23 protein-coding genes are annotated in these 25,134 nt (G+C 67.9%); 9 read left to right on the forward strand and 14 right to left on the reverse strand.

All coding sequences use genetic code 11. The features are described 5' to 3' along the window. The first annotated feature begins 26 nt into the window (after positions 1-26). Positions 27-905 (forward strand): metallophosphoesterase, encoded by an 879-nt coding sequence (locus ACFYO2_RS28785; protein WP_388354894.1) that lies wholly within the window; start codon positions 27-29, stop codon positions 903-905. A gap of 189 nt (positions 906-1,094) precedes the next feature. Then, positions 1,095-1,742 (forward strand): hypothetical protein, encoded by a 648-nt coding sequence (locus tag ACFYO2_RS28790; RefSeq protein WP_388354896.1) that lies wholly within the window; start codon positions 1,095-1,097, stop codon positions 1,740-1,742. 222 nt (positions 1,743-1,964) lie between these two features. Here ACFYO2_RS28790 and ACFYO2_RS28795 read toward each other — a convergent pair whose 3' ends face one another. From ACFYO2_RS28795 to ACFYO2_RS28805, 3 genes are all read right to left on the reverse strand, one after another. Further along, the gene (locus ACFYO2_RS28795; RefSeq protein ID WP_388354898.1) at positions 1,965-2,462 is read right to left on the reverse strand and encodes a hypothetical protein; all 498 of its coding nucleotides are present in this window, start codon (positions 2,460-2,462) and stop codon (positions 1,965-1,967) included. 140 nt (positions 2,463-2,602) lie between these two features. Then, positions 2,603-2,905 carry a hypothetical protein gene (locus ACFYO2_RS28800; RefSeq protein ID WP_388354899.1) on the reverse strand — a complete coding sequence of 101 codons (303 nt, stop codon included), beginning with the start codon at positions 2,903-2,905 and terminating at the stop codon, positions 2,603-2,605. A 98-nt stretch (positions 2,906-3,003) separates the two neighbouring features. Continuing rightward, positions 3,004-3,543, reverse strand: coding sequence for a choice-of-anchor P family protein (locus tag ACFYO2_RS28805; RefSeq protein WP_388354901.1), 540 nt, complete (start codon positions 3,541-3,543; stop codon positions 3,004-3,006). Positions 3,544-4,089: 546 nt separating this feature from the next. On the opposite strand from ACFYO2_RS28805, the gene ACFYO2_RS28810 reads away from it, so the two are divergent. Genes ACFYO2_RS28810 through ACFYO2_RS28825 form a run of 4 tightly spaced genes read left to right on the forward strand, consistent with a single transcriptional unit; the run spans position 4,090 to position 7,965 of the window. Further along, positions 4,090-4,662, forward strand: coding sequence for a hypothetical protein (locus ACFYO2_RS28810; protein WP_388354902.1), 573 nt, complete (start codon positions 4,090-4,092; stop codon positions 4,660-4,662). Between the two features lie 14 nt (positions 4,663-4,676). Continuing rightward, positions 4,677-5,963 (forward strand): peptidoglycan-binding protein, encoded by a 1,287-nt coding sequence (locus ACFYO2_RS28815; RefSeq protein WP_388354904.1) that lies wholly within the window; start codon positions 4,677-4,679, stop codon positions 5,961-5,963. Next, entirely contained in the window at positions 5,960-6,670 is a 711-nt protein-coding gene (locus ACFYO2_RS28820) for an ABC transporter ATP-binding protein (protein ID WP_388354906.1), read from the forward strand. The genes ACFYO2_RS28815 and ACFYO2_RS28820 overlap by 4 nt, the downstream gene beginning before the upstream one ends. Further along, positions 6,667-7,965, forward strand: a complete 1,299-nt coding sequence (locus tag ACFYO2_RS28825) for an ABC transporter permease (protein ID WP_388354908.1) — start codon at positions 6,667-6,669, stop codon at positions 7,963-7,965. Before ACFYO2_RS28820 ends, ACFYO2_RS28825 begins: the two co-directional genes overlap by 4 nt. A gap of 122 nt (positions 7,966-8,087) precedes the next feature. On the opposite strand, the gene ACFYO2_RS28830 is transcribed toward ACFYO2_RS28825, so the two are convergent. Beyond that, positions 8,088-8,441 (reverse strand): SH3 domain-containing protein, encoded by a 354-nt coding sequence (locus ACFYO2_RS28830; RefSeq protein ID WP_388354910.1) that lies wholly within the window; start codon positions 8,439-8,441, stop codon positions 8,088-8,090. A gap of 267 nt (positions 8,442-8,708) precedes the next feature. On the opposite strand from ACFYO2_RS28830, the gene ACFYO2_RS28835 reads away from it, so the two are divergent. Then, positions 8,709-10,349 carry a sensor histidine kinase gene (locus tag ACFYO2_RS28835; protein WP_388354912.1) on the forward strand — a complete coding sequence of 547 codons (1,641 nt, stop codon included), beginning with the start codon at positions 8,709-8,711 and terminating at the stop codon, positions 10,347-10,349. On the opposite strand, the gene ACFYO2_RS28840 is transcribed toward ACFYO2_RS28835, so the two are convergent. The 5 genes from ACFYO2_RS28840 to ACFYO2_RS28860 all read right to left on the reverse strand — a co-directional run bounded on the left by ACFYO2_RS28840 (position 10,335) and on the right by ACFYO2_RS28860 (position 13,995). Then, the gene (locus tag ACFYO2_RS28840) at positions 10,335-11,042 is read right to left on the reverse strand and encodes a response regulator transcription factor (RefSeq protein WP_388354914.1); all 708 of its coding nucleotides are present in this window, start codon (positions 11,040-11,042) and stop codon (positions 10,335-10,337) included. The genes ACFYO2_RS28835 and ACFYO2_RS28840 overlap by 15 nt on opposite strands. Before the next feature lie 787 nt (positions 11,043-11,829). Further along, entirely contained in the window at positions 11,830-12,510 is a 681-nt protein-coding gene (locus ACFYO2_RS28845; protein WP_388354916.1) for a hypothetical protein, read from the reverse strand. After that, the gene (locus tag ACFYO2_RS28850; protein ID WP_388354917.1) at positions 12,507-13,067 is read right to left on the reverse strand and encodes a hypothetical protein; all 561 of its coding nucleotides are present in this window, start codon (positions 13,065-13,067) and stop codon (positions 12,507-12,509) included. Before ACFYO2_RS28850 ends, ACFYO2_RS28845 begins: the two co-directional genes overlap by 4 nt. An 83-nt stretch (positions 13,068-13,150) precedes the next feature. Further along, positions 13,151-13,645 (reverse strand): hypothetical protein, encoded by a 495-nt coding sequence (locus tag ACFYO2_RS28855; protein WP_388354919.1) that lies wholly within the window; start codon positions 13,643-13,645, stop codon positions 13,151-13,153. 38 nt (positions 13,646-13,683) lie between these two features. Next, positions 13,684-13,995 (reverse strand): hypothetical protein, encoded by a 312-nt coding sequence (locus ACFYO2_RS28860; RefSeq protein ID WP_388354920.1) that lies wholly within the window; start codon positions 13,993-13,995, stop codon positions 13,684-13,686. Positions 13,996-14,185: 190 nt separating this feature from the next. On the opposite strand from ACFYO2_RS28860, the gene ACFYO2_RS28865 reads away from it, so the two are divergent. Next, positions 14,186-16,228, forward strand: coding sequence for a hypothetical protein (locus ACFYO2_RS28865; protein ID WP_388354922.1), 2,043 nt, complete (start codon positions 14,186-14,188; stop codon positions 16,226-16,228). Positions 16,229-16,659: 431 nt separating this feature from the next. Next, positions 16,660-18,597: a DNA cytosine methyltransferase gene (locus ACFYO2_RS28870; protein WP_388354924.1), complete on the forward strand. Its 1,938-nt coding sequence runs from the start codon at positions 16,660-16,662 to the stop codon at positions 18,595-18,597. Between the two features lie 12 nt (positions 18,598-18,609). Here ACFYO2_RS28870 and ACFYO2_RS28875 read toward each other — a convergent pair whose 3' ends face one another. The 5 genes from ACFYO2_RS28875 to ACFYO2_RS28895 all read right to left on the reverse strand — a co-directional run bounded on the left by ACFYO2_RS28875 (position 18,610) and on the right by ACFYO2_RS28895 (position 25,124). Then, complete coding sequence (locus ACFYO2_RS28875) at positions 18,610-18,984, reverse strand: very short patch repair endonuclease (RefSeq protein WP_388354926.1); 375 nt, start codon at positions 18,982-18,984, stop codon at positions 18,610-18,612. Next, on the reverse strand, positions 18,981-19,277 hold the full coding sequence (locus ACFYO2_RS28880; RefSeq protein ID WP_388354928.1) for a hypothetical protein: 297 nt from the start codon (positions 19,275-19,277) through the stop codon (positions 18,981-18,983). Before ACFYO2_RS28880 ends, ACFYO2_RS28875 begins: the two co-directional genes overlap by 4 nt. 66 nt (positions 19,278-19,343) lie before the next feature. Beyond that, positions 19,344-21,353 carry an AIPR family protein gene (locus ACFYO2_RS28885; RefSeq protein WP_388354929.1) on the reverse strand — a complete coding sequence of 670 codons (2,010 nt, stop codon included), beginning with the start codon at positions 21,351-21,353 and terminating at the stop codon, positions 19,344-19,346. Next, positions 21,346-22,356: a PD-(D/E)XK motif protein gene (locus ACFYO2_RS28890; RefSeq protein ID WP_307181811.1), complete on the reverse strand. Its 1,011-nt coding sequence runs from the start codon at positions 22,354-22,356 to the stop codon at positions 21,346-21,348. The genes ACFYO2_RS28885 and ACFYO2_RS28890 overlap by 8 nt, the downstream gene beginning before the upstream one ends. Beyond that, the gene (locus ACFYO2_RS28895) at positions 22,353-25,124 is read right to left on the reverse strand and encodes a Z1 domain-containing protein (RefSeq protein ID WP_388354931.1); all 2,772 of its coding nucleotides are present in this window, start codon (positions 25,122-25,124) and stop codon (positions 22,353-22,355) included. The genes ACFYO2_RS28890 and ACFYO2_RS28895 overlap by 4 nt, the downstream gene beginning before the upstream one ends. Positions 25,125-25,134: the final 10 nt, after the last annotated feature.

Raw genomic sequence — 25,134 nt, forward strand, 5'->3', positions numbered from 1 at the left:
GACGCGCTCGGTGTGCGACCGCCCGGATGGTCAACGGGCTCCAGGCCGACCTGGTGGCGATCGTCGGTGACCTCGCCGACGGCACCGCCGCCCAGTTGGGACCGGCGGCGAGGCCGCTGCGGCACCTGGAGTCGCGGTACGGCAGCTTCTTCGTCACGGGCAATCACGAGTACCTCTACGACGGCGTGGAGGACTGGCTGGACGAGATGCGCGCCGTCGACGTCCGGCCGCTGGTGAACGAGCGCGTCGAGATCCGGCACAACGGCGCCGTCCTCGACCTGGCGGGGGTGGAGGACCTGGCCGGCGAGGAGACCGGCCGCGGTCCCGACCTGGAGGGCGCCCTGAGCGGACGTGACACCTCGCGCCCCGTCGTGCTCCTCGCCCACCAGCCGGTGTTCGCCGAGGAGGCCGCCCGCCACGGTGTCGACCTCCAGTTGTCCGGGCACACCCACGGCGGTCAGATGTTCCCGCTCACCGCCGTGACGGCGATGTCCAGTCCGGTCACCGCCGGGCTCGGCAGCGTGGACGACACCACCCTCTACGTCACGAGCGGCGCCGGCTTCTTCGGCCCACCGGTCCGGGTCGGTCCCCCGCGGACATCTCCCTGCTCGAACTCCGCCCGCAGAACAGGTGACCAGGGCTGCCCGCCGGCCGGTCACCAGCGTTCCACGACAGCTCCAGCAGCCGACGAGACAGGAGAGCCCCATGCGCGGCCCGACCACCCGCCCGCAAGCCGGCACCGCACCAGACCTGCCGCGGACCGACGACACCGCACGCCCCGACCCCGAGGCGTCCCACGAGCCCGTCCCGCACCGGCATGCGGCCCTCCTCGATCCCCTCACCCACATCCTCGGCATCTTCGTCGGGGCAAACCCGCGTCCCACCGCGCCCCGGCCCTGACCTGACCTCGTCCGCCCGCGCGTCCTGCCCGAGCAGGCAAGGTCTCGTACGCATGGGTGCGCGCCCGGCCGTGCGTTGGGGCTCGACGCCTCGTCACCCCGTGGGCAAGACGGTCTGGGCGGCGGTGTCGGCAGCCGACCAGGTGGCTTTGTCCCGCCGGGATGCGTGACATCCAACCGTCTAGGCTCTCCGGCATGGCGAAGCGCAAGGTTCAGCGGCGGGCCCGGAAGGTTCTGGGCGAGGACCCCGTGGCCTTGGTCTGGTGCGAGCTCGGCCAGCCGATTCCCACGCCACCCAAGGAGGTTCACCGGGCGGCGGGCAAAGGACGGCTGAAGCCTGGGCATCACTGGCTGCTGTACGTCGGTGGTGTCGTGTTCTTCTTCGTCCTGGTGCCGATGGTGCTGGTCGGCAAGCTCGCAGACATGCTGGGCCAGACTTCTTACGGAGGGGAAGGCACTACCCGCCGCGCCGCCAGAAGCGTCGGCCACCAAGCCAACGATCCGACCAGCGGCGTCTTCGACGGCGACTGGAACCTGACCGCGGGTCAGTTGCTGCTGCGCTGGTACGGCCACTCGCCCAACCCCAAGCGCCTGGTGATGCTGGCCCGTGACCGCGTCTGCGTGGCCGCCTCCCCGCGCCGTTCGATGTCGCCCACCACAGCCGACGACTTCCGGACCGTCGCGGAATTCTCCTTCGACGAAGCCCGTGTCGAGGCCGAGGCGGGCCAACCGCGCGGATTCGCCACCTTCAGACTCCGCTTCGCCGACGGTTCCTGGCTGGAGCTCCGCAGACTTGCCGAGCCCGAGGACGCGGACCACTTCCTGCGCACGGTAAGTACCTGACCTGCACCTCCGGCCCGGCTGCACCCGTCAGTTCTCGCCTTCCTCCCGGCCGACGCGACGTTCCGCCATGAGCGCGTGTCCGCGGGCGGTGCGTCGGTGGTGCACTGGACCGGGCGCGGGTGGTGGGCTTGAGGCGCGGGTGGTGGGCTTGAGGCGCGGGTGGTGGGCTTGAGGCGCGGGTGGTGGGCTTGAGGCGCGGGTGGTGGGCTTGATCGTCCGCCATCACGCCGTGCGCTCCTCCGGCTTGAGGGTGTCGCGCAGCCGCCGTAGATCGTCCGCCGGCCGTCCCAGGCCGTTCAGCTGCAACCGGGCCGCCTCCGTACGGGCGTCCGGGTGCACGGTGAAAGCCAGGTTCAACGACTGGTGCACCATCCACTGGTCGTAGGCCAGCAGCCGCCCCGCGTACGCCTGCGCCCGTACCAGGTCAGGGTCAGTGAGCGGCAGCCCCCGCAGTCGGGCCTGCAGGTGGAGGAAGGCCGAGTTGGCGTGGCCGCAGTCCCGGGCGGCCTGCCCGGAGAGGGGGCCGGGCTCCCCGCAGGAGGCCACCGCCGCGTCGGCTTGCTGCTGGGCGGCGAGGGCCTCGTTCAGCACCTCGACCAGCACTCGCACCTGCGCTGGGCGCGACAGCCGGGGCGGACAAGGCCGGGTACGCAGCCGTGCGACGAGGCGGACGGCACGGTGTCGCAAGGTGGCGCCACTGCCGGTCGACGATACGGGCATGGTTCCTCCTGGTCAGCACGGCTGGACCAGGGACCGTCGGCGGACGCCTCCGCGGTTCCGGTGAGTCCCGTCACCGGCCCCTCGCCCAGGCGCGTGCACTTCCAGTGTGCGCCTGTCGCCGTTCCGAGACCGGGTTGGTGTTACCTGGCACCGTGCGTACGAAAGAAGCGACGCGCTGTCCAGAGGACGACGACCAACACCGTCGCCGCGAGCGTGAAGTTGAGCGCGTCAACGACCTCGACAACGGAGTGGGGTGCGTGCACCATGCCCGGCACCTTGGTTCCGATCATCCCCAGACCCATGAGGAGAGGGAACCATGCCCAGAGGAAGCGCATGCCCTGGTCGAGGCCCTGTCCCTTCCGAGCCTGGGTGCGCTCCCACCACCGGCCGGCGAGGCTTCCGAGAACGAGCAGGCACCCCGTCGCGACTACGGACCAGTCCATGAATCGCAGCATCACAGCTCCCTTGACCGGCAGGATCTTCCTCCTGCGGACGACCGCACGCAAGGAGCTCGTGGCTGAGGTGCTCCAGGGCAAAAGAGCTAGACCTCGATGTCGGCCTCCGGGTCCGCTCCTGACCGGTAGCGGCCGGTGAGCACCCGTTCCCTCAGGTGTTCGATGTAGAGGGCGGTCTTGATCTCCAGCGGGAAGTCGGGCGGCCAGATCTGTCGCTCGTAGCGGAAGCGGTGGCCGCGGAAGGAGAAGCGGGTCTCCGCGTGGACCGAAGTTTCCCTGTCCACGATGGCGAAGTGCGCCAGGCGTCCGCCCGCCAAGGCCGGGAGCCGATCCGGGACGAAGAGTTCGTCGAGCCCTTCGCGTGCGAGGGCGCGGAAGCGCTCGACGTACTCGTCCCGGGTCTCGTTCACGTCCACGTCCACGGGTGACATCCTCCGACAAGTCGCGCAGTTGTGGACCGCGCTGGTGACCGAGCCGAGAACGACGTCACCGAGGTTGCCGGCGACGACCCGGTGCAAGGCGTTGACCGTGATCCCCTCGGACGCCCCGGCGACCGGTTGCTGCTCGTTGACGACGAGCCATCTGCCGCCGGGAAGGCTGACCTCGCCCTTCGGCGCGGTCGGCACGGTGCCCCCGCACCGCCGACCGTCAGGGAGAGCGGGTGCTGCCGGTCGCCCGCTCGCAGGTGCTGGACGCTGTGGCCGTCAGCCCCGAGACGCCGATCACTGGCGGCCTTTGGTCAAGGGGGCGCGGCCTTCGCTGGTCGACGAGGCACGACTCCCATTCGCGATCAAGCGAATGGGCCTCTGACCAGCGTCGGGGTGGCGGGATTTGAACCCACGACCTCTTCGTCTCTCCCCGTATGAGGTCGGAACAGGATTTCGACGTGCTCAAATGACGTTTGTGCAGGTCGCGACTTGGCCTGTGCTTGTCTCGCGTGGTTCGGGAGGGCATCCGGGAGTCGGTCGGCTCCCTGATGGCTCCCAGCGGGACCTCGGCCGACAGTCGCCAAGTCGGCCCGTCCCGTCGTGGCGGTGCGGCGCCGGTCGCGATGTGCCGCGCGGTCGCATGATCAGCTGACAGGTTCTTCAAGAGTTCTTCATCGGCTCCGTCCTACGGTCGCTCTGCCCGCCGCGTCCGCGGACGGGTCCGACAGGAGAGCGGGAGAACCGGTGAGGACGAATCGGGTACTGCTGGCCGCGGTGGCCTCGGTCATGGCGCTGGCGCTGACCGGTTGCGGGGGCGACGACGGCGAGTCGGAGATCCCGACGGCCGCGAGCGGCGGCGCGACCACCTCGTCCGTCGGCTCGGACGGGCAGAGCGGCGGGGACGACGTGGCCGCCTATGTGCAGGCACAGCGGGAGTACGTGAAGTGCCTGCGGGAGAACGGGGTCGACGCTCCGGACCCGGACGACAAAGGAACCATCGACTTCGGTGACAACCTGGCCCTGAAGAAGGACGCGAAGTTCCGGGCCGCCACGGAGAAGTGCGCCGACCACCTGACAGCCGTGCCCGAGAGCATCGAGAAGGACAACCAGTCCAAGCTCACCGCCGAGCAGATCAAGGTGAAGCAGCAGTACGCGCAGTGCATGCAGGAGAACGGGGCCGCCGACTTCCCCGACCCGGGCCCGGACGGTCTCGGACAGGGTGAATGGAACCAGAGCTCGGCCGGCGCGAAGCGGGCCATCCGGATCTGTGGTCCGATCGTGGGCGTTCCGGCGACCCCGAGCCCCGGCAAGGGCTGATCGTGGCGGATACGGTGACGCACATCGATGACGAGCCCCAGGCGGCCTCCGAGCCGCCGCGCGGCAGACGGGGGCGGCGTACGGCGCTGATCGCCTGTGCCGTGGTCGTCGTGTCGGCGGTCGCCGTGGTGGGCGCCCTGGGGCTCGGCGGCGGCGAGGACGACGGTCCGAGCGCACCGCCCCGGGCCGGTTCGCTGGTTCCGGTGACCCGGGCGACGCTGACCGAACGCACGCAGGTGGACGGCCAGTTGGGATACGGCACGGAGATACCCCTGCCGGTCAAGGCGACCGGGACCGTGACCTGGCTGCCCGAGGCGGGGACCATGGCGGAGCGCGGCGATACGCTGCTGCGCGTCGACGACCGTCCGGTGCTGCTGCTGTACGGGTCGCTGCCCATGTACCGGGACCTGGGGCTGACCGCCACCGCGTCCGCGGGCGGGACCGCGTCCGGGGGCGAGACCTCCGGGGGCGACACAGCGGAAGGCGCCGCGGCTTCCGGTGAGCGGCAGTCGGACGGCGGTACCGGCAAGGCCGCCGCCGCGAGCCCCTCCGCGCCACCGACGTCGACGGGCGCCCAGGTCGCCGAGGCGACGGAGCTCAAGGGCATGGACGTCCTGCAGTTCGAGACGAACCTGGCCGCACTCGGCTACACCGGCTTCACGGTGGACGAGACGTTCACCGCCAAGACCGCCGACGCGGTCGAGCGTTGGCAGAAGTCGCTCGGGGTGCCCGAGACCGGCACGGTCGGTATCGGGGACGTCATCTACTCCGCCGGCAAGGTGCGGATCGGCCGGCCGGGCGTCCGGCTCGGCGAGGCCGTCGGTGAGAACGCCCTCACCTACACCGGTACGGCACGCAAGGTCGTCGTCAACGCCTCGGCAGGGGACGCCTCCTGGGCCGTACGCGGAACGGCCGTCCAGGTTCAGCTGCCCGACGGCAAGTCCGTGAAGGGCGAGGTGGCGTCGGTGGGCAGGCAGGCCAGTGCGCCCGAGGGCGGTTCCGGCGAGGACGGTTCGGGGCAGGGCGCCGCGACGCTGCCGGTGACCATCACCATCAAGGACCAGAAGTCCGTGGGGCGGCTGGAGAGCGGCCCCGTCACCGTCGAGTACGTCGGCCGCGAGGTCAAGGACGTGCTGGCCGTCCCGGTCGCCGCGCTGGTGGCGCTCGCGGAGGGCGGCCACGGACTGGAGACGGCGGACGGCAGCTTCGTCGCCGTGAAGACCGGACTGTTCGCCGACGGCAAGGTGGAAGTGAGCGGTTCCGCGGTCCGCGCGGGACTGAAGGTGAGGATTCCGGAGTGAGCGGCGGGTCTCAGGCTGTCGTCGAGTTCGACGCCGTCTCCAAGACGTATCCGGGCCCGGTGGCCGCGGTCCGCGACGTGAGTCTGCGGATCGGGCGCGGGGAACTGGTCGGGGTGGTCGGCCCGTCCGGCTCCGGCAAGTCCAGCATGCTCCATCTCATGGGCAGTCTCGACCGGCCCTCCGCGGGCCGGGTCCTGGTCGACGGCTACGACGTGGCGAAGCTGTCCGACCGCGAGGTCTCCGCGCTGCGGGCCACCCGGATCGGCTTCGTCTTCCAACAGTTCCATCTCGCGGTCGGGGTCCCGGTCCTGGACTCGGTGGCGGACGGACTGCTCTACGCGGGTGTCCCGATGCGGCGCCGCCGGGCCAAGGCCGAGGCCGCGCTGGCCCGGGTCGGGCTCAGCCACCGCGTCCGGCATCTGCCCAACCAGCTCTCCGGCGGCGAGCGGCAGCGGGTCGCGGTGGCCCGTGCGGTGGTCGGCGAGCCTTCGGTGCTGCTCGCGGACGAGCCGACCGGCAACCTCGACTCCGTGTCGGGAGCGGCCGTACTCGCCCTGCTGCGCGACCTGCACGCGGCCGGCACCACCGTCGTGGTCATCACGCACGACCGTGAGATAGCCACGCAACTCCCGCGACGCATCGAGATGCGCGACGGGCGCCTGGTGGCCGACACGGCGACCGGCGCGACGATCGGGGCGTCCCGATGACGGACAGCACCCCGAATTCCCCCTGGCAGAAACCGGAATCGCCCGACTCGCTCGCTTCGGCGGCGCCGGTTCGTGGCCGGGGCCGTCGGCGGACGAACGAATCCGGCGACCGGCTGCAGGCCGCCCGGCTCGGGCCCGCGGACGTCGTACGGCTCGGCGGAACGGGTCTGCGGACCCGTCCGCTGAGGGTCTTCCTCTCCGCGCTCGGTATCGCCATCGGCGTCGCCGCGATGATCGCGGTGGTCGGCATCTCCGGCTCCGGACAGGCGGAGGTGGACCGGCGGCTCGACGCGCTCGGCACGAATCTGCTGCGGGTGGCTCCGGGCGAGTCCCTGACGGGCGAGAAGGCCGAACTGCCGTACGAGGCCGTTCCGATGGTCCGTCGCATCCGGCCGGTGCAGCAGGTCGCCGCCACCGGCGCAACCGACGCGCACGTCTACCGCAACGACCACATCGCCATCGGCCGGACCGGTTCCCTGATCGTTCTCGCGGCCGGCACCGATCTCCTGCCGGCCGTCGGCGGGCAGGTCCGCAAGGGACGCTGGCTGGACTCCGCGACCGACGAGTACCCGGCGGTGGTGCTCGGCGCCACCGCCGCCCAGCGGCTCGACGTGTACACCCCGGGCACCCGGGTCTGGCTCGGCGGTCGCTGGTTCTCGCTGATCGGCGTCCTCGATCCGGTACCGCTGGCACCGGAACTCGACGGCGCCGCCCTGGTCGGATGGTCGGCGGCCCGGACCTATCTGCGCTTCGACGGCCATCCGTCGACGGTGTACGTCCGCGCGGAGGACAGCCGGGTCACGGCGGTACGGGCGGTGCTCCCGGCCACGGCGTACCCCGAGAAGCCGGGCGAGGTGCGGATCTCACGGCCATCCGACGCACTCGCGGCCCGCGAGGCCACCGAGTCGGCCCTGACCGGGCTGCTGCTCGGCCTCGGCGGAGTCGCCCTGCTCGTCGGTGGCGTGGGCGTCGGCAACACCATGGTCATCTCGGTACTGGAACGGCGTTCGGAGATCGGTCTGCGGCGCGCCCTCGGGGCGACCAAGGGCCAGATCCGCACGCAGTTCGTGACGGAGTCACTGCTGCTGTCGCTCATCGGCGGTCTGGCCGGAACGGTCCTCGGGACACTGATCACGGCGGGATACGCCCTCAGCCGCGACTGGCCGACGGTGGTCCCGGCGTGGGCGAGCCTGGCGGGCATCGCCTCGACCCTGGCCATCGGCATGATCGCCGGCCTGTACCCGGCGGTCCGCGCGAGCAGGCTGTCCCCGACGGAGGCGCTGTCCGGCACATGAGCGCTGTCCGGCGTCCCGGTCGGCGTCCCGGTCGGCGTGCGCGCACAGGACAGGGGCGGCCCCGGTCGGGACCGCCCCTGCTGGTGCGTCACTGCGAGGTGCTCAGTTCGCCGAAGGGACGGTCAGATGCCACAGCTGACGTAGCTGCCGCCGTCGCTCAGCAGGTCGTCACGCACCCAGCCGGTGACACCGGTGGCGTCGTTTCTCAGGTACGTCCAGGTGTAGCCGTCGTTGCCGACCGTGTAGCAGTGGTAGTCCAGCGCCTGGGTGTTGTAGGCGATGCCCTTGATGGCACAGCCGGTGCTGGAACCGCTGCGCTCGTTGGCCCCGTTGGCCGTCCTGCCCCAGGAGCTGCCGTCCCTGTCCGAGACGTTCGTACCGCACGAGGCGTGCGCGGCGGCCGGCGTGGCCAGGGACAGCGGAACCGCCACGGCGACGGCCGCGAGCATGGGTACGAGAGCTGTGAGTCGTTTCATGATGAACCCCCTGTGTTGTTTTGTCAGTGCCGCACTCGCGTGCCGGACGAGGCCGGAGCGAAAGCGGCGGCCCCTGCATCAGCCGGGGTGCGAGTGCCTTATGTACGATCACCTCCGAATTAAGGTGAAGAAAGAATTCCGCCAGCGTGTGACCGCTTTTCGTTTACCAGAGACCAAAAAACGTCCAAGTGAAAGAAATGAGACATTTCTGAAGGGTGTTGGCCGAAGGCGCCCTCTTGAAATCCGGAAACAATCGAAGGAGGCACGGTGAGCTTCCGGCTCCGCGTCCTCGGCTTGCTCATGCTGGTGGCGCTGACCGCCACCGCCGCCACCGCGTGGCTGACGCTGCGCCAGGCCAACCGCCAGGTGCAGGAGACCGTCACGGCCGGCCGCCAGGAGGTCTCCCGGATCACCGGCGAACTGCGCGCGTACGGATTCGCGCACGGCACCTGGGAAGGGCTCTCGCCCACGGTGACCCAGCTCGCCCAGGACACCGGCCAGCGCATCCGGGTCGTCACGGAATCGGATGTCCTGCTCGCCGACTCCGACGCCCTTGCCGGCCGCGATCCCCGTGCGCTCAGCAGCCAGCCCCCGGTCCTGGTCGACCCGCGCCCCGTCCTGCAACTCCCGGAGGGCCAGGCACCGCAGACCCCGACGAAACTCGCCGCGACGGCGATCGCCGACTACCGCGCAGCGGTTGCGTACGCGGCCTGTCTGACCCGGGCCGGGGCGGAGGTGACGGCCGCCGCGGACGACTTCGGGGTGCCCCGGATCAGCACCGACCGGCCGCCCGCGCAGTGCGAGAAGCCGAAGCCGGGAGCGAACCCGCCGACTTCGCGGGACCTAGACGCGGTCCGGTCGTGCGGGACCGAACGGCGGTTCACCGACTGCCTGCAACGGGCGTTCAACGAACAGACCGCCTCCGTCGCCCCGCCGCGCCTGGAGATCCGCCTGGGCGTCCAGAACGAGTCACCGCCCACCCTGGCCGCCGCACCCACCGTGGCGGTCGCGGCGGGCGTCGCCCTCGCGGCCATCCTCGGTGCCCTGTTCCTGAGCAGGGCCGTACTGCGCCCCGTCCGGGCCATGACGCTGGCCGCGAAGGGGCTCGGCGAGGGCGACCTGGGCCGCCGGGTTCCCGTCTCCGGCCGGGACGAGATCGCGCAACTCGGCGGCGCTTTCAACCGCATGGCCGATTCCATCCAGGCCGGCGAGGAGCGCCAGCGCCGCCTCACCGGTGACATCGCGCACGAACTGCGCACCCCGCTGGCCAATCTGCGCGGCTATCTGGAGGCCCTGCGGGACGGCGTCGTAGAACCGACCCCCGAGCTGCTCGCCTCCCTGCACGAGGAGGCGATGCTGCAGCAGCGGATCGTGGACGACCTTCAGGACCTCGCGCTGGCGGAGGCCGGCACGCTCACGTACCACCCTGCCCAGGTCGACCTGAGGGAGCTGCTGGAAACCGGCCGCACGGCCCACCACGCCCAGGCCGAGTCGGCGGGCGTCGCGCTCGAACTGGAGGCACCGCGGCCCGTGTTCGTGACCGCGGACCCGGACCGGCTGCGCCAGGTCGTCGGCAATCTGGTCGGCAACGCGTTGCGGGCGACCGCGGCGGGCGGCAGCGTGACCCTGGCCCTGATCCCCCGGGGCGAGCTGGCCGTCGTGGAAGTGCGGGACACCGGCAAGGGGATAGCGGCGAAGGACCTGCCGCATCTCTTCGACCGCTTCTGGCGGGCGGACGCGTCCCGAGGCCGGGCGACCGGCGGCAGCGGCCTGGGGCTGTCCATCGCCCGCCAGATCGTCACCGATCACCGAGGGACGATCGAGGTGCGCAGCGCGGTCGGGGCGGGCACGACGTTCACCATCGTGCTGCCCACGGCTCCGGGAGGCGTGGCGTCAGGAGGACGCTGAGCCCGGCCCGTCGTTGAGGCGGTAGCCCCGGCCGTACACCGTTTCCAGGTGGCGGGGGCGCCCGGGGTCCGCCTCCAGTTTCCGGCGCAGGTTCATCACATGGGCGTCGACGGTCCGCTCCTGCACGTCGTGGTCGAAGCCGAAGACGCGCTCGATGATCTGCGCCCGGGTGAAGACCCGGCCCGGTTCCCGGGCCAGTGCCTCCAGGATGGCGAACTCTTTGGCGGTCAGGGCCACGGGCTGCCCCGCCACTCGGACCTCGAAGCGCGCGGTGTCCAGTTCCACCGCGCCGACCCGCAGCACCGCGGGTTCCGCCGAGCCGACGGCCTTCCTCGACCGGCGCAGCAGAGCTCGTACCCGCGCAGTCAGTTCGCGGGGGCTGTAGGGCTTGGTGAGGTAGTCGTCGGCGCCCAGGTCGAGGCCGAGGAGCATGTCCTCCTCGGTGGTGCGGGCGGTGAGAAGCAGAATAGGAACGTCCGATTCGGCGCGCAGAATTCGGCACACATCAAGTCCGTCGACCAGCGGCAGCATCACATCGAGAACGATGAGATCGGGTTTCGCCGAGCGGGCCCGTTCCAGTGCCGCGCGGCCGTCGGCCACGACCTGCACCGCGTTTCCTTCCCGCTCCAGATAGATCCGGATCAGTCGAGACTGTTTCTCGTCGTCTTCGGCTACCAGAATCCGAGCGCTCACCGATTCTCCCCCAGCAAGGTACCTGCGCGTTCTTGAACGGTAATACACCCGACGCGCCCGCCTATCGGTGCGGCGCCGATTACCCGGTCCACCCGACCAGGGATCCTCGAAGGTGCGGGTTTGCGGGTTACGGGGTGCGGTGACGGCGGCTGACGAAGCCCGCGGATGGATGAGGTAATCCCGATGGCGGTGGGCGGTGGCTGATGAGCGGGCTCGGCGGGAGCGGATCCGGCTGGAGGCTGCCCATCTGATCGATGGCCGGGGGCCAGCGACAGGGAGGTGGCCCGGGAGGTTCCGCGCGACCCGGATGTCGGCGAACCGCAGGCGGTGGGCACTGGCTGCGGGCGGACGTCGGGCCGCCCTTGCCTCGAAGGGCCAAAGCGGCGCCCTCGAAAGACCGGGGTGACTGCTTCGTCCCTGGCCTTGCGCGTGTCGTTGAGCGCCTTCTGCGCGACTTGCGCCGGCTCGCGTACGTGGCCCCCGTAACCACTCAGGGACCCGACCCGCGATGCGGATCAGGCCCCTGACCTGGTACTTCACTGTCGGGGTGGCGGGATTTGAACCCACGACCTCTTCGTCCCGAATGAGGCTCGGGCGTGATCGGCACCGGGTGGTTTGCTGTTTTGCCTGTTCAGGGCGTTGAGGTGGGGCGGTCTCGGGTGGTGTCGAAGGGGCTTGGGGAGCGGATCGGCTCCCAGATGGCTCCCAACCGACGGCCGCTGAGGCCGCCTGTCCCGCCGTATCGGCTTGCGCGGAATCCTTGGTGCGCGACGCTCGACCGGCGGGCTCAGATCACCGTTGAGGGTGCGTGCTTGCTCAGGTAGCTTTTGAAGGTCTTTCTGATCTCCGCCTGTAGATAGCCTGCCTGCGGCGAGTTGGGCACCACGTCCGGCTCGAAGCCTCTCTTTCGGGCATCGAGGTACCGCACGATGCTCGATGATCTGGTGTTGGCGACGAAAAGTTCGCCCTGGGTGCGGATGTCGGCACGCAGTCCCTCAAAGTTCCGCGCGAGGCCGATGCCGAGGTTGGAAACGTAGTACTTGCACTCGACGATGAGGACGCTCTGACTGCCTCGTGGTGCGATGCCCTGTGCCCGGCTCAGGGCGGCTTCCTCGGCTGGCAGCACCAGCACGTCGCACTCGTGCAGGACGCCCGACGAGCCGGTCACGTAGACGCCGAGGTGGACTTCAAGGGCGGGAGCGCCGTCGAACTCGATCACAGCGTGGGTGAAGGGCTGGCTGTTGCTGTACAGGTGACCGGGCCCCGTTCGGAAGACAAGGCTGCTGGCCTTCGCCCCGTAGACGTCTTCGTAGGTGACAGTGGCACCGTGCCGACTCGCAGTCGCGACGATCAGGGAGAAGATGAAGCCCTCGTAGACGTCGGACGGCTTCGAAGCGGAGTCGTACGACACCGCCCCTGCCGCCAGAAGGCTCTTGATCTCGTTGACCAGGCGGTCGACCGTGCTCAACTGACAACCTCCCTCGTCACGTCGGCCAGCAGTTGGCTGACGTCGTTACGTCGTTCAGCCGACATCCGATCTCCCCGGAACTCTGTTCGACTACGGCGCGATCGAGCGCTTTCGTCCGGCTCGAACACGACCGCCTCAGCGATGCTCCGGCTGCCGGCGTCGCCCTCGGGCTCGGTCCGGAGCGTCTTCAGGACCTCCAACTCCATTTCAGGCAGTTCGACGAGGACTCGCCTCACCGCATCCAGGAGGAGCTGGACGCGCTCTTCATCCGTCATGGCTCGCGTGGCAATTACCAGCGTTCCCCGTTTCCGCGATGCCTCGTACTCGACGAGGCCAAGCACACTGCGGTCCACGACCTCGTACCGAGCCGCTGCCGCGGCCGGGCTCGCGGCAGGGGAGTCATCACCGCGGCGCTGCTGGCGTCGGCGGAGGATCTTCTCCTCAGGCACTCCCGCGGCGATTGCCGCGTCGACATCGTCGAGTACCCAACTTAGGGCGGTGTCTTGCAGCGCTTCGCGGAGCTGCTGTTCTACGCGACGTAGTTCGAACTGGTTCATGTCCCCCTCGTATCAGGAGTCTTCGTCTCAGGTAGCCACTCGGTCCACGGATCCTCCCCTGGTTGTGTGCGAAGGAACCGCGGTCAGCCGTCGAGCAGACTCCGGAGTGCCTCCAACGACAGGTGGGCTTCCGAAACGGCAGCTCCACCGTCGAATCGGACACCCTCGGCCGCTAGGACATCCGCGGGTGAGTCCGTACGTTTCGGATCGGTCCACTGGAAGCCTGCGCTGACGCGACCGGACGCGGTGAGGACCCGCCACGCGTTGGGGCACTGACCAGAGGTGGCCAAGTGGGTGCCGACGGGAACGGCGTGGCTGCCGATGACGGACGCTACGTCGCCGTAGGTCGTCCACCCCGCGGATGGGATGGCGCCCAGCAGGGTGTGGAGACTAGTCCAGTCCCTGCGGGCGCCCTTGAATTGCTTGGCCAGGTCAGCGAGGCTGGCCCCTGCCAACGCCGCCCATACATCGGGGTCGACCGTGTTCGGGACGTCGTCGGTCTCGACATCCCACCAGGTCGTCCCCTGGATCCCGTCAGGTGTCCGGCCGGTCACGCTCTTGAAGATGTGGTTGGCCAATCCAGTCGGCGTGTACGGCCTGCCGTCGGCGTCCCAGGTCAGAGGTTTGGCGGTGTTGTTGTTCCAGGCGGCCGTCGCGGTCGGCTGTTTCCCCGCTTCAGCTCGACCACCACGAGGCGCCCGGTGGCGTCCAGACCGAGGACGTCCAGCCGGTCCCGTGTCGGCACCCCGTCCGTATCGGCCCACCGGTCGAACTCCGCGGTGATCACCAGTACCGACTCACCCAGGACCTGAGGGTTGGCGATCACCCACTCCTGCAGGTGCTGCCGTTCGAGAAGCCCCTCCGCGGCCAGCCCGGTCGGTGAGATCGGTGTTGCCAACCGGCCCGCAACAGCGAAGAGATGATCCACTACTTCCCCCTCGTGCGCCTGGCAGCGTCACGCCGGGCACCCAGAGCCTACGGGCACATCGGCCCTTCGGGCAGTCGGTTTCTCCGGATCTCAAACGACTCCTACGGGTCCCCTGGCAAGCCTCTCAAGGACGCAGCTGGCGCGGGGAAAAGACGGGCTTCAGGCAGGGCACCGGTGTCATCCTGTACTGATGGACGTATCCCTCCCTGACCAACTGGGCGCGGTCAAACGAGAGTCCTGTGCCGCTGCGCAAGCAGTGATCAGAAAACTGAAGCTCACTGCGCCTCCCGAGCAGACCGCGGGACAGCAGGAAGTTGCCTTTGTACCGGTGACCCGCGCGCAGTGGAAGTCAGTGTTGAGGGACGCTGACCTGCCCAGGCTTCAGCGGGAGACTGACGAGATGGTTGCGGAGATCCTGCGCCTGCGGACCGCTTCCGGCGGGACCGTGGGGAAACAACTTCCAGAGTTGTTGCGGCGCCTCGGCAGGTCGGTTGTCGCCTTGGGCGCCGTCGCAGATGAGGTGTCCCGGTTCGGTCCGTCCCGGACCAGCTCGGCCGAGCGACGGCTGGCGGATGACTTGGCGCGCGCGAATCGGAGCGAGGCCCAAGCGCTGTTCGCCTGTCTGGAACAGGGATGGATGGAGTCCGCTTGGGCCGCAGTACGGAGGCATGCTCTCGCGGCCCAGGCAACTGGACGGGCTCTGGAGGCTGCCGCCAGGATTGATCCGGCCAGCCTTCCCGACGAGGACCGCTATCAGCGAACGCTCGGGGTGCCGGCTGAGGAACTGAGTCCCGGCTCAGGCGTGGCGTCACGAGCCCGTTTGCTGGCTGCCTGGGCGAAGGATCCGAAGATACTCGATCGTCGGCTGCGCCTGAGCATGAGGCACCTGATTGACGACTCGCTACCGCTGACGGTGCACCTTCTTAATCACCTTGCCGTTCTCGCGCTGACCGACCGTCCCTTGGTGACGCACCGTGCCACTCTCCTGGCACGTGATCTGGTGACGTGTCATCTGAAGTCAGAACCGGAACTGACGTGTTCAGCGATTGCGCGACATGGTGATCGTGAGCCGGAGATGCTGTCCTCCCATCGCGGACAGTTCGCCTACCGCGATGCCTACAACCGTGCGGAGCACCAGGAAGAAAAGGCGCGTGCGGCCATGGACCTGCACCGGGCGGTACTGGAAGGTGACGTCAAGCGCACGGCCACTGTGGTCTTGGAACTGCTGGGCACGGCTGTCCCACAAGGGGCCTCACTCGCGACCGTACGGGATCTGCTGGCAGCTGAAGATGATCAGCCGTTATGCAGGTTGCTGGCTTCGACGATCCGCTCTGACTGGCGCAATGCGAACGCACACGAAGACTTTCGCTGGGATCCAGTCAGCAGCACGCTCGTTCTCGGCGGGCAGTCAGCTGAGTTGGAGCAGGTACTGGATGCGGCGATCCGCGCTCGCGCCATCTGCCGTGGGTTCGAGCACGGGGTCGCCGTGTCCTACGCGCAGAACGCATCACTGATCATCCAGGGCGCGGAGGACCCGAACTACGTCAGCCGAGACCTCGCCATCCTTCAAGCAGCTGGAGAAGCCAGATTCCCGGTGCTAGACATCCGACGCCAAGGAAGTCTTGTGCGGTTGGACGTTCCCGACGTCTCCGTTGAGACTCTGCGAGAGGCATGCCGGGCAATTCTTAGGGCTGCCATGGCGGACCCCGGAGTCGAGCGCTGGGAAGTACGTCAGCTCTCCCCTGACCGCCTGCCGTTGTGCGTGGACCGTGCGGGAACACGCGCCGGGCTCCAAGTCGCGGAATCTCTCTGGAAGATTGTCGATCCCCTCCCCTTCGCTGAGCTCCCCATGCTGGCAAATGCCATGACCAATGCAGGAGAGTCCGCCGAGACAGCTGCTTCAACGGTTCTCTTCTCGGCTGCTGCCCACGTAGTTGGAGAACGAGACCGCTTGGCGCCTGCCCTAGGACAGGGTGATCCTGCCGCCAAAGACGAGCTGATCAGCACCACGAAGCTGATCAGCGACGGGGCCAAGGCTGCAGCTCAACTGCTTGAGGGCCCAACCCGACGCAAGCTGCTGGCCTTCGCTGAAATTCTCGCCGGGGACTGCCACCGTTTGGACAGCGCTCCCCCCTTCGAACTCGTTCACGGGTTCGCCCCTGCGGATCGGACCCTGCGGAGGCATGCGCCTCACTGGCCGTGGATCACAGGACTCGAAAACTCCGCCGTCTGACGTTCTTGGTAGCGCGTCCAGGCCACCCCAGTCCCCCGCGCCAGCGAAGAGGGCCCCCAAAAAGATCAGCCCGCCTTGGGGCATCACCCTGTCCACCGGCAGGTAGGAGGAGCGTTCGTAGCCCAGCGAGGGCCACCTGCGCTGGCTAGCCGAGCCCGGCGAACGTATGAGCGTGTCCCAGTGGCGGGATCAGTCGTTGAATCGATGAGGGCTGTGATCTCTCGATCGTTTACGATTGGTCGTCTCAGAGTCCACCAGAGCATAGGTCCGGCCCCAGGAGACCGGGGGTCCCGAGGATCGGGATACCTGGGGGTACGCGGCGGGTGAGCAGCAGGTTTTCCTGACGTCCACTTCGGCGGAATCCTTGCTTCTACCAGCGCGTCTGTGATCTCCTGGTGCTCGTTCATGTCTTGCGTACGAAGGGTTGTGCTGTGACGAAGGGTCACTACGGCGTACCTCTTGAACGCAGTGACTACCTCAAGCTGGATCCGAACAAGAACAGCTGCACCCCGGAGGGTTTCCAGGACTGGCTGGAAGGCTTCGGTAAGGGCAAGAGGCTGGCCGTAGATCTCTTCTCCGGTGCCGGTGGTCTCAGCGCCGGTGTCGAGCGGGCGGGATGGACCACTGCGGCAGCCGTGGACTCCGACGAGCGTGCGCTTGAAACCCACAGGGCGAACTTCCCGGGCCTCAGCCTGAAGATGGATCTCGGTGATCCCGCCGAGCGCGACAGGCTTGAGGAGATCCTCAAGTCCGCCAAGATCGACCTCGTGGCGGGTGGACCTCCCTGCCAGCCCTTCAGCAGGGCCGGGCGTAACAAGATCCGTGACCTCGTCAAGAACCATGGCCGCGACCCGGAAGACCGCCGGAAGGAGCTGTGGAGCGCCTACCTGGACATGGTGAAGCGGATCAATCCGCGGGCGGTCCTCATGGAGAACGTCCCCGACATGGGGCTTCACGACGACTTCTTCGTCATCCGAACGATCGAGGAGGAGTTGGAGGAGCTCGGCTACGCGACGCAGGTGCGGCTCGTTGACGCATGGAGCTACGGCGTCCCGCAGCATCGGAAGCGTCTCATCCTCCTGGCCAGGAAGGACGTCGACGACTTCACCTGGCGGAAGCCCGACTCGGAGCGCACTACCCTGCGCGACGCCATCGGTGACCTGCCCGAGCTGGAGGTAGTTCCCACGGAACGGGTCGGAGAGCGGGAGCTGAAGTACCGAAAGCCTCGCAACCTGTCCAGCTTCGCCACGAAGATGCGCGAAGAGGCGCCTCGTGGACTGCTCTGGGACCACATGACCCGGAGGGTCCGGAGGGACGACCACCGGATCTTCGAGGTCATGGAATCCGACACCAAGTACTCGGATCTTCAGGACAAACTGACCGGGGACGAGAAGAAATACCAGCGGTACAGCGCGGAGAAGTACACGGACAAGTACAAGAAGCTGGCCTGGGGCGAACTCAGTCGTACGATCACCGCCCACATCGCCAAGGACGGCTACTGGTACATCCACCCGGAGCAGCTGCGGACTCTCACCGTGCGGGAAGCGGCACGCGTTCAGACTTTTCCGGACAAGTTCCGGTTCGCCGGCACCCGGAGTGACGCCTTCCGGCAGATCGGGAACGCCGTACCCCCGCTCCTGGGAGAGGCCGCTGCTGAGGCACTGAAGCCGGTTGGTGACGCCACCACGGAGACTGCCGGGCTCCAGCCCCATTGGCGGGAGGTCAGGAACGGCCTCGCGGAGTGGGCGAAGCAAAGGCGTGATGGCGGGGACTGGTACCAGCTTCCGGGCGAGGCGTCAGTACCGCTGCATGCCGCCGTGGTGGCCATACTCTCCGGAGCGAAGATCAAGCCGGCCGCGATGGCGGAGTTGATGACCGCCGTCAGAAGGTCGAAGACACTCACCGCGACACTGTTCAAGAAGCTGGTCGACGCGGCGCCCACGATGCCCGTCCGGTCCCGCGTGGACCGCCTGGCACCGCTGGTGGAAAAGCCCTACGACTGGCAGTGGGGAAAGCGGCTCGACGTACCCGCCAAGCTGGCCATGAAGCCAGCCGAAGAATCCCTCTACCGACTGCTGATCGGAGAGGACCTCATGCTGGTCGGCACGGGCACGCTGCGGGTCGCGGCTCGTGTGAACGGTGTCGAAACGGATCACGCGAACCGCCTCAGCGAGGGCCGCGTGAACCTGGTGAAGCTCGTGGGCGCGGGCAAGGACGCACCTCTGCGTATGGGGGCGATCCGGCTCATCGGGATGGACCTGTGCAGGGAGGACCAACCCGTGTGTTCGGAGTGCCCGCTCGTCGCCCACTGCGTCAGCCGGGAGAACCTGTCCGACGACCTGCTGACTCTGGCCGTCACGCAGGGATAGCCGATCGGCGACTCACCCCGCGCCGTTCGAATCGGTAGTCTCCGCGACCCGCTGCGCGGCTCTCTCAACGTCGCGCCGAATCTCGCACTCCCAGATTCGAACCACGGTCCATCCGGCGGCCGTGGCCTGCGCTGTGTTGCGTCGGTCCCGTTCTCTGTTGCTCTCGAGCTTCTCCTGCCAGAGAGCGGCGTTGGGCCCTCGGAACTCCTTGGGGCTGTGGTCGGGACAGCCGTGCCAGAAACAACCGTCGACGAAGACAGCAACGTGATACCTGGGAAGCACGAAGTCGGCCGTGCACCGCGGCGCCACCCTCCGCTGGAGGCGGAACCTGAGGCCCAACCGGTGCACTGCCTTCCTGAGGGCGATCTCGGGCTTGGTGTCCCTCACACGTCGACCACGAAGATGCTCCCCCTCCGCAGTGGCGACCCACAGCTGATCCGGTGTCCTGCCAGCTCCGGCCATGATTGCAGCCCCAGCCTGTCGACGTCCTCCGAGAGGGAGAGTGCCACACTCTCCTCATGCTCCGGGAACCAGCCGAACTTCACGTCGATGACCAGGGCCGTGTCGAGCTGCCTCTCGGCCTGCTGGCAGAGGCCGGCATCGCGCCGGGGACTGACCTTGTCGCGTTCAGCGACGGGGACGGGCGGATCGTACTCAGGCGGGCCGAGGACGCGATCCATGACCTCATTGAGAAGGGGACGCTCTGACAAGTCGGTGGCTTCGCGACCAGGACGCGAAGCCGCTGGCTACGGGTCGGGAGTGAACCCCAGCCGTAGCGCCTCGTTACGGGCGTGCAGGGCCTGAACGGCCTGCGTCTCTGGAACCTCCTGCTCCAGTTCGAGGCGCCTTCCGACGAACTGGGCCAGCTGCCGCTGCCAGGGTTCGAGGTTGCGGGTCTCCTTGGCCCAGCGCTCGATTGCGTACCACTCGTCGGCGGGGATCAGAGCTGCCTCTTCACCTGCTCCCTCCTCGGCACCGGTACCGCCGGCGAGTGCCGCCTCGTCCAGTGAGTGGTCGAGCAGCTCCGCCGTCAGGGCTCGGGGGGTCGTCCAGGGCACCCTGGACACGGCATCCCAGCAGGCCGCCTTCTTGGCCCACTCGCCCACGTGGTTGCCCTCAAGCGGAGTGGTCACCGCGCGCATGACGCGGGGGCACAGGTCGTGGATCGCGGCCTCCAGCACCGGTGAGAGGTCCTGCTCTCGCCATATCCGGTCGAGATCGATCCGGCGGTCTGTTGCCGAGGACAGGCGAGCCACGGTGTACGTGGTGATCAGGCTCTTGTGGCTGCCTGCTCCGTGGATGGCGGCGATCCGGTCCACCGCCTTGAACAGGATGGCCATTGCGATCACCCGCTGGCAGTACTGGATGTCGACGCGGGGCGGTGCCTTGTCGATGTTGAACATGAACTCGACGAAGTTCTTCTGTGCACCGCGGCTCACGTGGTACGGCAGTTGGTTCCACGAATGGACGAACTTGGCGAGGTCCGCCTTGGTGAACTTCTTCTTCGTCGGGTTCAGCTTCTTGAACTGCCGCTGTCTGGCAGGGGTGCGGGCCTTCGCCAACTCGTCCGTGTACTGGCCGCGTGCACGCTCGTAGAACCAGTGGGTCTCCTGACCACTGCCGTCCGTCGCGGGGGCCCACAGGGATCGGGTGATCCGCTGCATGTCCACGTGGTAGTCGTGGTTGGAGCTGAAGTCGACCTGAGTCACCCGGTTCTGCGTGTTGGAGTACTCCGAGATCTTGGGAACGATCTCCGCGAGCCGCTCGGGCGCCACCTCCGTCAGCTTCATCTGGACCCGGACGTGGGACAGGTCGGCCTTGTCGCGGCTCAGCGCATAGTGGAGCGAGGCAGTCGTCTGGCCGCCGTTCACGATCTGGAGGCCGTGCACTCCGGAGATGTGGGTGGGCTCGCCGTCCGGGCCCCTCACGAAGTCGACCTGCGACGCGGTCGCGGTGATCCCGTTGTTGTAGGCCAGGAACCTGCCAGGTGCGTTCAGCAGGGTCTCCCGGATACCCCGGTTGACCGCGCCGCGGGTCTGGAGGAAGGAGCGAACGTTGAGTTCGAGGAGCCGGGTGCCGTACTCGGCGTACAGCTCGGCGAGCATCTCCCCTGGTATGACGGCCAGGACCACAGAATGGTCCTCTTCCGAGCTCGGGGCGGAGACACAGGGCAGCGGAGGGCTGAACGGCACCATGATGGGCTCGCCGAGTGCGCCCGACGTCGCATGGCGGTGCTGCCGTGCCAGGTCCCACACCTCGTGGGTCACCGGGAGGCCGTCGAATTCCGAGGTCGGCAACTCGGTTGCGGTGCCCACCCTGTTGCTGAGCAGGAAGAGCCTGATCCGCTGCACCTCGGTGAGAGCCTTTTCGACCGCAGCGCACATGTCGTACACGTCGAATGACTCGTCGATGTGCTGCTGCAGCCCGTCCCGGCAACGCTGTACGAACGCCAGAAGCCGCCTGAAGGACGTCTCGGTCTGTGCCTTCGTGAGCTTGGACTCCAGTGGTTCCAGCTGGAAGTCCGTCACGAACAGGTCCAGGGACTCGCCCGACTCTCCTATGCCGTAACCGTGCACCTCGTGGCCGTGCATCTTGTGGTAGGCGGTGAAGGTGTTGGATACGACGCCGGCCTGCTCCAGGTCCTCGAAGACCCGGCGTGTGAACGCCTCCGGGGTGGTCGTCCCCTCGGCGTCAGCGGTCGCTTGGACGTCGGCGACGAGGCTCCGCGAGAACTCGGCCAGGTCGAGCTCAGCCATGGGATCCCCCGATCAGTTCCTTCACCTCGTCGGCCGTGGCGCGATAGGCGTCCAGACCCGAGGTGCTCACGTGGTAGGTGCAGTCACCGACGCCCTCGGGCAGGTCCGACTCGACCAGCCTGGGAAAGCCTTCCCGTACGTGCCAGAACCGAAGCTCGCGGAGGGTGTATCGGGGTTCTTCGTAGAGGTCATGGTGCCCGGGGAGGTAACCGACCTGGACGAGTAGACCGTCGAACCGGGCCCGGGCGGCGGGACTCGTGAGCTGCTGTCTTATGCCCTCCACCCTCCTGTTCAGGCTCTCTCCCGATCCACCCCGCCGCTCGTCGAGATTCGCGAGTGCGAGGAGCAGCGCGGGCGTCCCGGTTCCGTCCAGCTGTCTCTCGCTGGCGATCCGTATACTCCGGGGCCGCTTCGCGACACTGGCCTTGGTCTCGATGGCCAGCTCGGACAGCTGGAAGTCCTGGTTGGTCCCCGTGGGACCGGTCCACGCCTCGACCGCCTCGGCCTGGCCCAGGGAGGCCAGGAGGACGTCTCCCAGTACCAGGAGTTCGCCGTAGAGTCCGCGACGTGCCTCGGCGCTCAGCCCGTCCCGGCTGACAGCGCGCAGGAGGTCCTGCCACCTCTCGAACCGGTCCACGGCGGCTGCAAGGGCCTCAGCGGCGGCCGGAGCGGACTTGGCGATCTCGGCGACGTCGGTGACGAGCGGGTTGAACACCTCGCGAAGCCCGTCCGCCGTCAGGATCACCTGGAGCTCGTACTCAACCCGGGATACGGCACTCAGGTTCATCTCGATACCTGCTGCCTTGGGGAGTCGGCCCACCGACCGCACGATCGGGTCTGCGGAGCGAGCGTCCGCCCGGAACACCAACATGCGCTGGCGGCCAGGGTGGGAGACGGAGAGGAAGATGTCGAGCGGGGACTCCGGGTACAGCCGGAGGCTGGACCGCCCCGGGGTGTCCTGGGGACTCTCCAGTTCACGCCACTCGTCCTCGGTGACGGTCACGCCTCGTCCTCCTCGGCGATGGTGTAGATGTCCTCCTGGAGCCAGACGGTGTTGGCGATGTACTCGGTCTTGGACTGGTAGTCGGAGTGCGGGAAGCTCACTTGGAAGCCCACGAGGGGTGTCGTCGCCTCACCGTCGGCGGCCTGTGGCAGCTCGATGGGGTAGATCAGCAGGAGGCCCTGGTCGGTCCGCCGCTGCCGCCTGATGTGCGGGCCCGCCGGCGTTTTCGGAGCCGACGCCTTTTCCTTCTTCTCAGCCTCCTTCTTCGCGGCATTTCGTGCCGCGTCCTCCTGCGCCTTGTCGAGGCCGATCAGTTCGTCGGGCGGGCTGAGTACCCGGCGAATCGTGTACCTTCCCTCGGCCCTGAAGCCGTCGTTGAGCGCCTTGCGGGTCACGAGGCCGACAGTGTGCCCCGCGATTTCTCGTGGCGACTGCGACGTCGTGCTACTGACCAGGCACACGGTCCAGTTGCCCAGCTCACCCACCCTGGCGCACTGCTCCACGTACTTGGCGATGAGCCTCGGACGAACCCGCTGAGCCATGCGGTCGGTCTCATAGGTGGTGAGGAACTCCGAGACGACCTCAGGGGGAACCCCTCCCCACCGCACGTTGGTACCTGAACCCCCAGGTACGAGCTCCGCGACGTCGTCCAGCCGACGGACCAGGGTTTCGAGGGCTTTGAAGTTGTTCTCGACGGTCCTGTCGGCGAGCTTGAAGATGACGGTCTCCGGTCCCTCCCCCGAGTAGCTGAGAAGGATCTTCGCGCTCTGGCGCATCTTGTTGGCCGCGGTCACGGTGAGCCCCAGAGAGGAAGAACGGACCTTCAGCCCGAACTCCTTCGGGGTGAGGCTGAGTGCCGCCATCTCCTCGACCTCCCTGCGGAGTTCGTCGGTCGCGGCGGTGACCTCCACGTAGGCGTCCTCAAGTGCGGGCGTGGTGTACAGACGGCACACGTCCTCGTATCCGGGGCGGTATCCGAACCACCGGCCCATCTGGAGGAGGGTGTCGTACGTCTTCGACACGCGCAGGTAGTAGCTGACGGTCAGGCCGTCCAGGGTGAGGCCGCGGGAGAGCTTCTGTCCCCCGATGGCGATCACGGACAGGCCGTTTCTCCGGTTCTCGTAGTAGTCGAGCGCATCCTTGGAGGTGCCGTTCACCGTCTTGACCTGGATCTTCCTGAGGGCAGGAAGGAGTTGTTCGGAGACCTGCTCCCAGGTCAGGCGTTGCACCTCTTCAGCCGGGAACTCGTCCGTGGTGGGAACGAAGTCCCGCTCCCAGAGAGCCCGGAGTTCGGCACGGAGCTCGGGGCCCTTTCCGTACCGGTCTCGGATCATGTCAACGATGAGCCGCAGGTGGTCGTCGACCTGGTCGCGAACGAGGCTCTGCACCGCGGTGAAGCGGGTGACGTGCACCAGCATCGAGTTGTGAGCCTTGGTCTGCCCTCGCGCTCGGCGGGCGGCACAGGCGAGCACGAACGAGAAGATCGCGTCGCGCAGGGACTGCGGGAGCCTGTCGCCAGGGATGTCACCGGACTTGTGCTTGGTGGAGAGCCAGGTGTCGGCGTCGTCCACATGGCGCACGAGCGGCAGCGGTTGCACGTCCTCCTCGTCCTCGTCGTCGACTTGGAGCCCGAAGACCCGCTCCGGACCTAGGTAGTTCGACGGCGAGGGAAGACTGCGGATGAAGCTGTACGGGAAGAGGTCTTCCCCTGCGACGCCGTGGTCCACGTCGGGGTCTATGTAGATGTTGGCGAAGGGGGTGGCCGTGTACCCGACGTACGCGGCCTTGTCGAAGCTCTTCATGAGCTTGCGGATCGCGGCGTTGGTCTTGGTCGGGTCTGCCTCGGGGTCACGGACCGTGTTGATCGAGGCGTTGTCGGCCTCGTCGTCGATGACGAACAGAGGGAGGTCCTTCACGACCTTCTCGCCGTTTTCGTCCTCGGTGCCGTGGACGTCTGTCACCCAGTTACGCAGGTATTCGAGGATCTTGTAGTGCTTCTTGACGACGAGGACGACCGGGAAGCTGCCGAGGGGGAAGTTGATGGCCTTGGCCGTCGCGAGTCCGAAGTCCCCCTTCTCCGCGCTGCTTGTCGGCGACGCGATGTCGAGTTTCTTGGCGAGGGGCATGGCTCCCGCTCCGATCGCGCGTGAACGGCCGTCCTCGTTCGATCGGTTCTGGTGCTGGGTGTCGAAACCCAGGAGCCCTTCGTCTATCCGCAGCTGTGTCTGGCTCCGGAGGTCGTTGTGGATGCCGGCAAGGACCACGATGAACCGGTACCCCGCGTCCACGGCCTTCGCGGCGAGCCCGATGTACTGGCCGGTCTTGCCCGACTGCACCTGGCCGATCACGAGACCCTGGCGACGCCAGGGGCCAGAACGGCGAGGATCCTCCAACTGGCTCAGTACCTCGTCCGAGCTCTGGTCCAGTCGCCTCACTACCCACGGCGGAAGGTTCACCACGTCTTCGAGATACCGCCGGTAGCGCTCCCAGAAGTCCCAGGCGCGGTCGTTCTTCGCCTCGGGCAGCCAGGGTTCGTGCCCCTTGGGGTCCACGAGTGCCAGCGACCGCTCCTGGAACACGGCGGTCATGGCCTCGATCTCCTTGGCCAGCTGGTCCCGGTCAAGGTCCTCCCCCTGCGCGGCCAGCATCCCGAAGATGGCGTTGACCGCGTTCTGCACCTCGTCCGGCTTCGGCTGACGGTCCTGTGGCAGGAATCCGAGAACCAGACGCGTGGCCTTGGCCATGGGGTCGTCGGGAACGGCGCTCACGTGGGACCTC

This window comes from Streptomyces sp. NPDC006602, assembly GCF_042870385.1.
Classification (GTDB): Bacteria; Actinomycetota; Actinomycetes; order Streptomycetales; family Streptomycetaceae; genus Streptomyces.

Excerpts from the sequence above, each read along its gene's own strand:
- ACFYO2_RS28785 (WP_388354894.1), top strand. The coding sequence starts at position 27 with ATGGTCAACGGGCTCCAGGCCGACCTGGTGGCGATCGTCGGTGACCTC.
- ACFYO2_RS28790 (WP_388354896.1), top strand. The coding sequence starts at position 1,095 with ATGGCGAAGCGCAAGGTTCAGCGGCGGGCCCGGAAGGTTCTGGGCGAG.
- ACFYO2_RS28795 (WP_388354898.1), bottom strand. The coding sequence starts at position 2,462 with ATGCCCGTATCGTCGACCGGCAGTGGCGCCACCTTGCGACACCGTGCC.
- ACFYO2_RS28800 (WP_388354899.1), bottom strand. The coding sequence starts at position 2,905 with ATGGACTGGTCCGTAGTCGCGACGGGGTGCCTGCTCGTTCTCGGAAGC.
- ACFYO2_RS28825 (WP_388354908.1), top strand. The coding sequence starts at position 6,667 with ATGACGGACAGCACCCCGAATTCCCCCTGGCAGAAACCGGAATCGCCC.
- ACFYO2_RS28830 (WP_388354910.1), bottom strand. The coding sequence starts at position 8,441 with ATGAAACGACTCACAGCTCTCGTACCCATGCTCGCGGCCGTCGCCGTG.
- ACFYO2_RS28850 (WP_388354917.1), bottom strand. The coding sequence starts at position 13,067 with ATGAACCAGTTCGAACTACGTCGCGTAGAACAGCAGCTCCGCGAAGCG.
- ACFYO2_RS28865 (WP_388354922.1), top strand. The coding sequence starts at position 14,186 with ATGGACGTATCCCTCCCTGACCAACTGGGCGCGGTCAAACGAGAGTCC.
- ACFYO2_RS28880 (WP_388354928.1), bottom strand. The coding sequence starts at position 19,277 with ATGGATCGCGTCCTCGGCCCGCCTGAGTACGATCCGCCCGTCCCCGTC.
- ACFYO2_RS28885 (WP_388354929.1), bottom strand. The coding sequence starts at position 21,353 with ATGGCTGAGCTCGACCTGGCCGAGTTCTCGCGGAGCCTCGTCGCCGAC.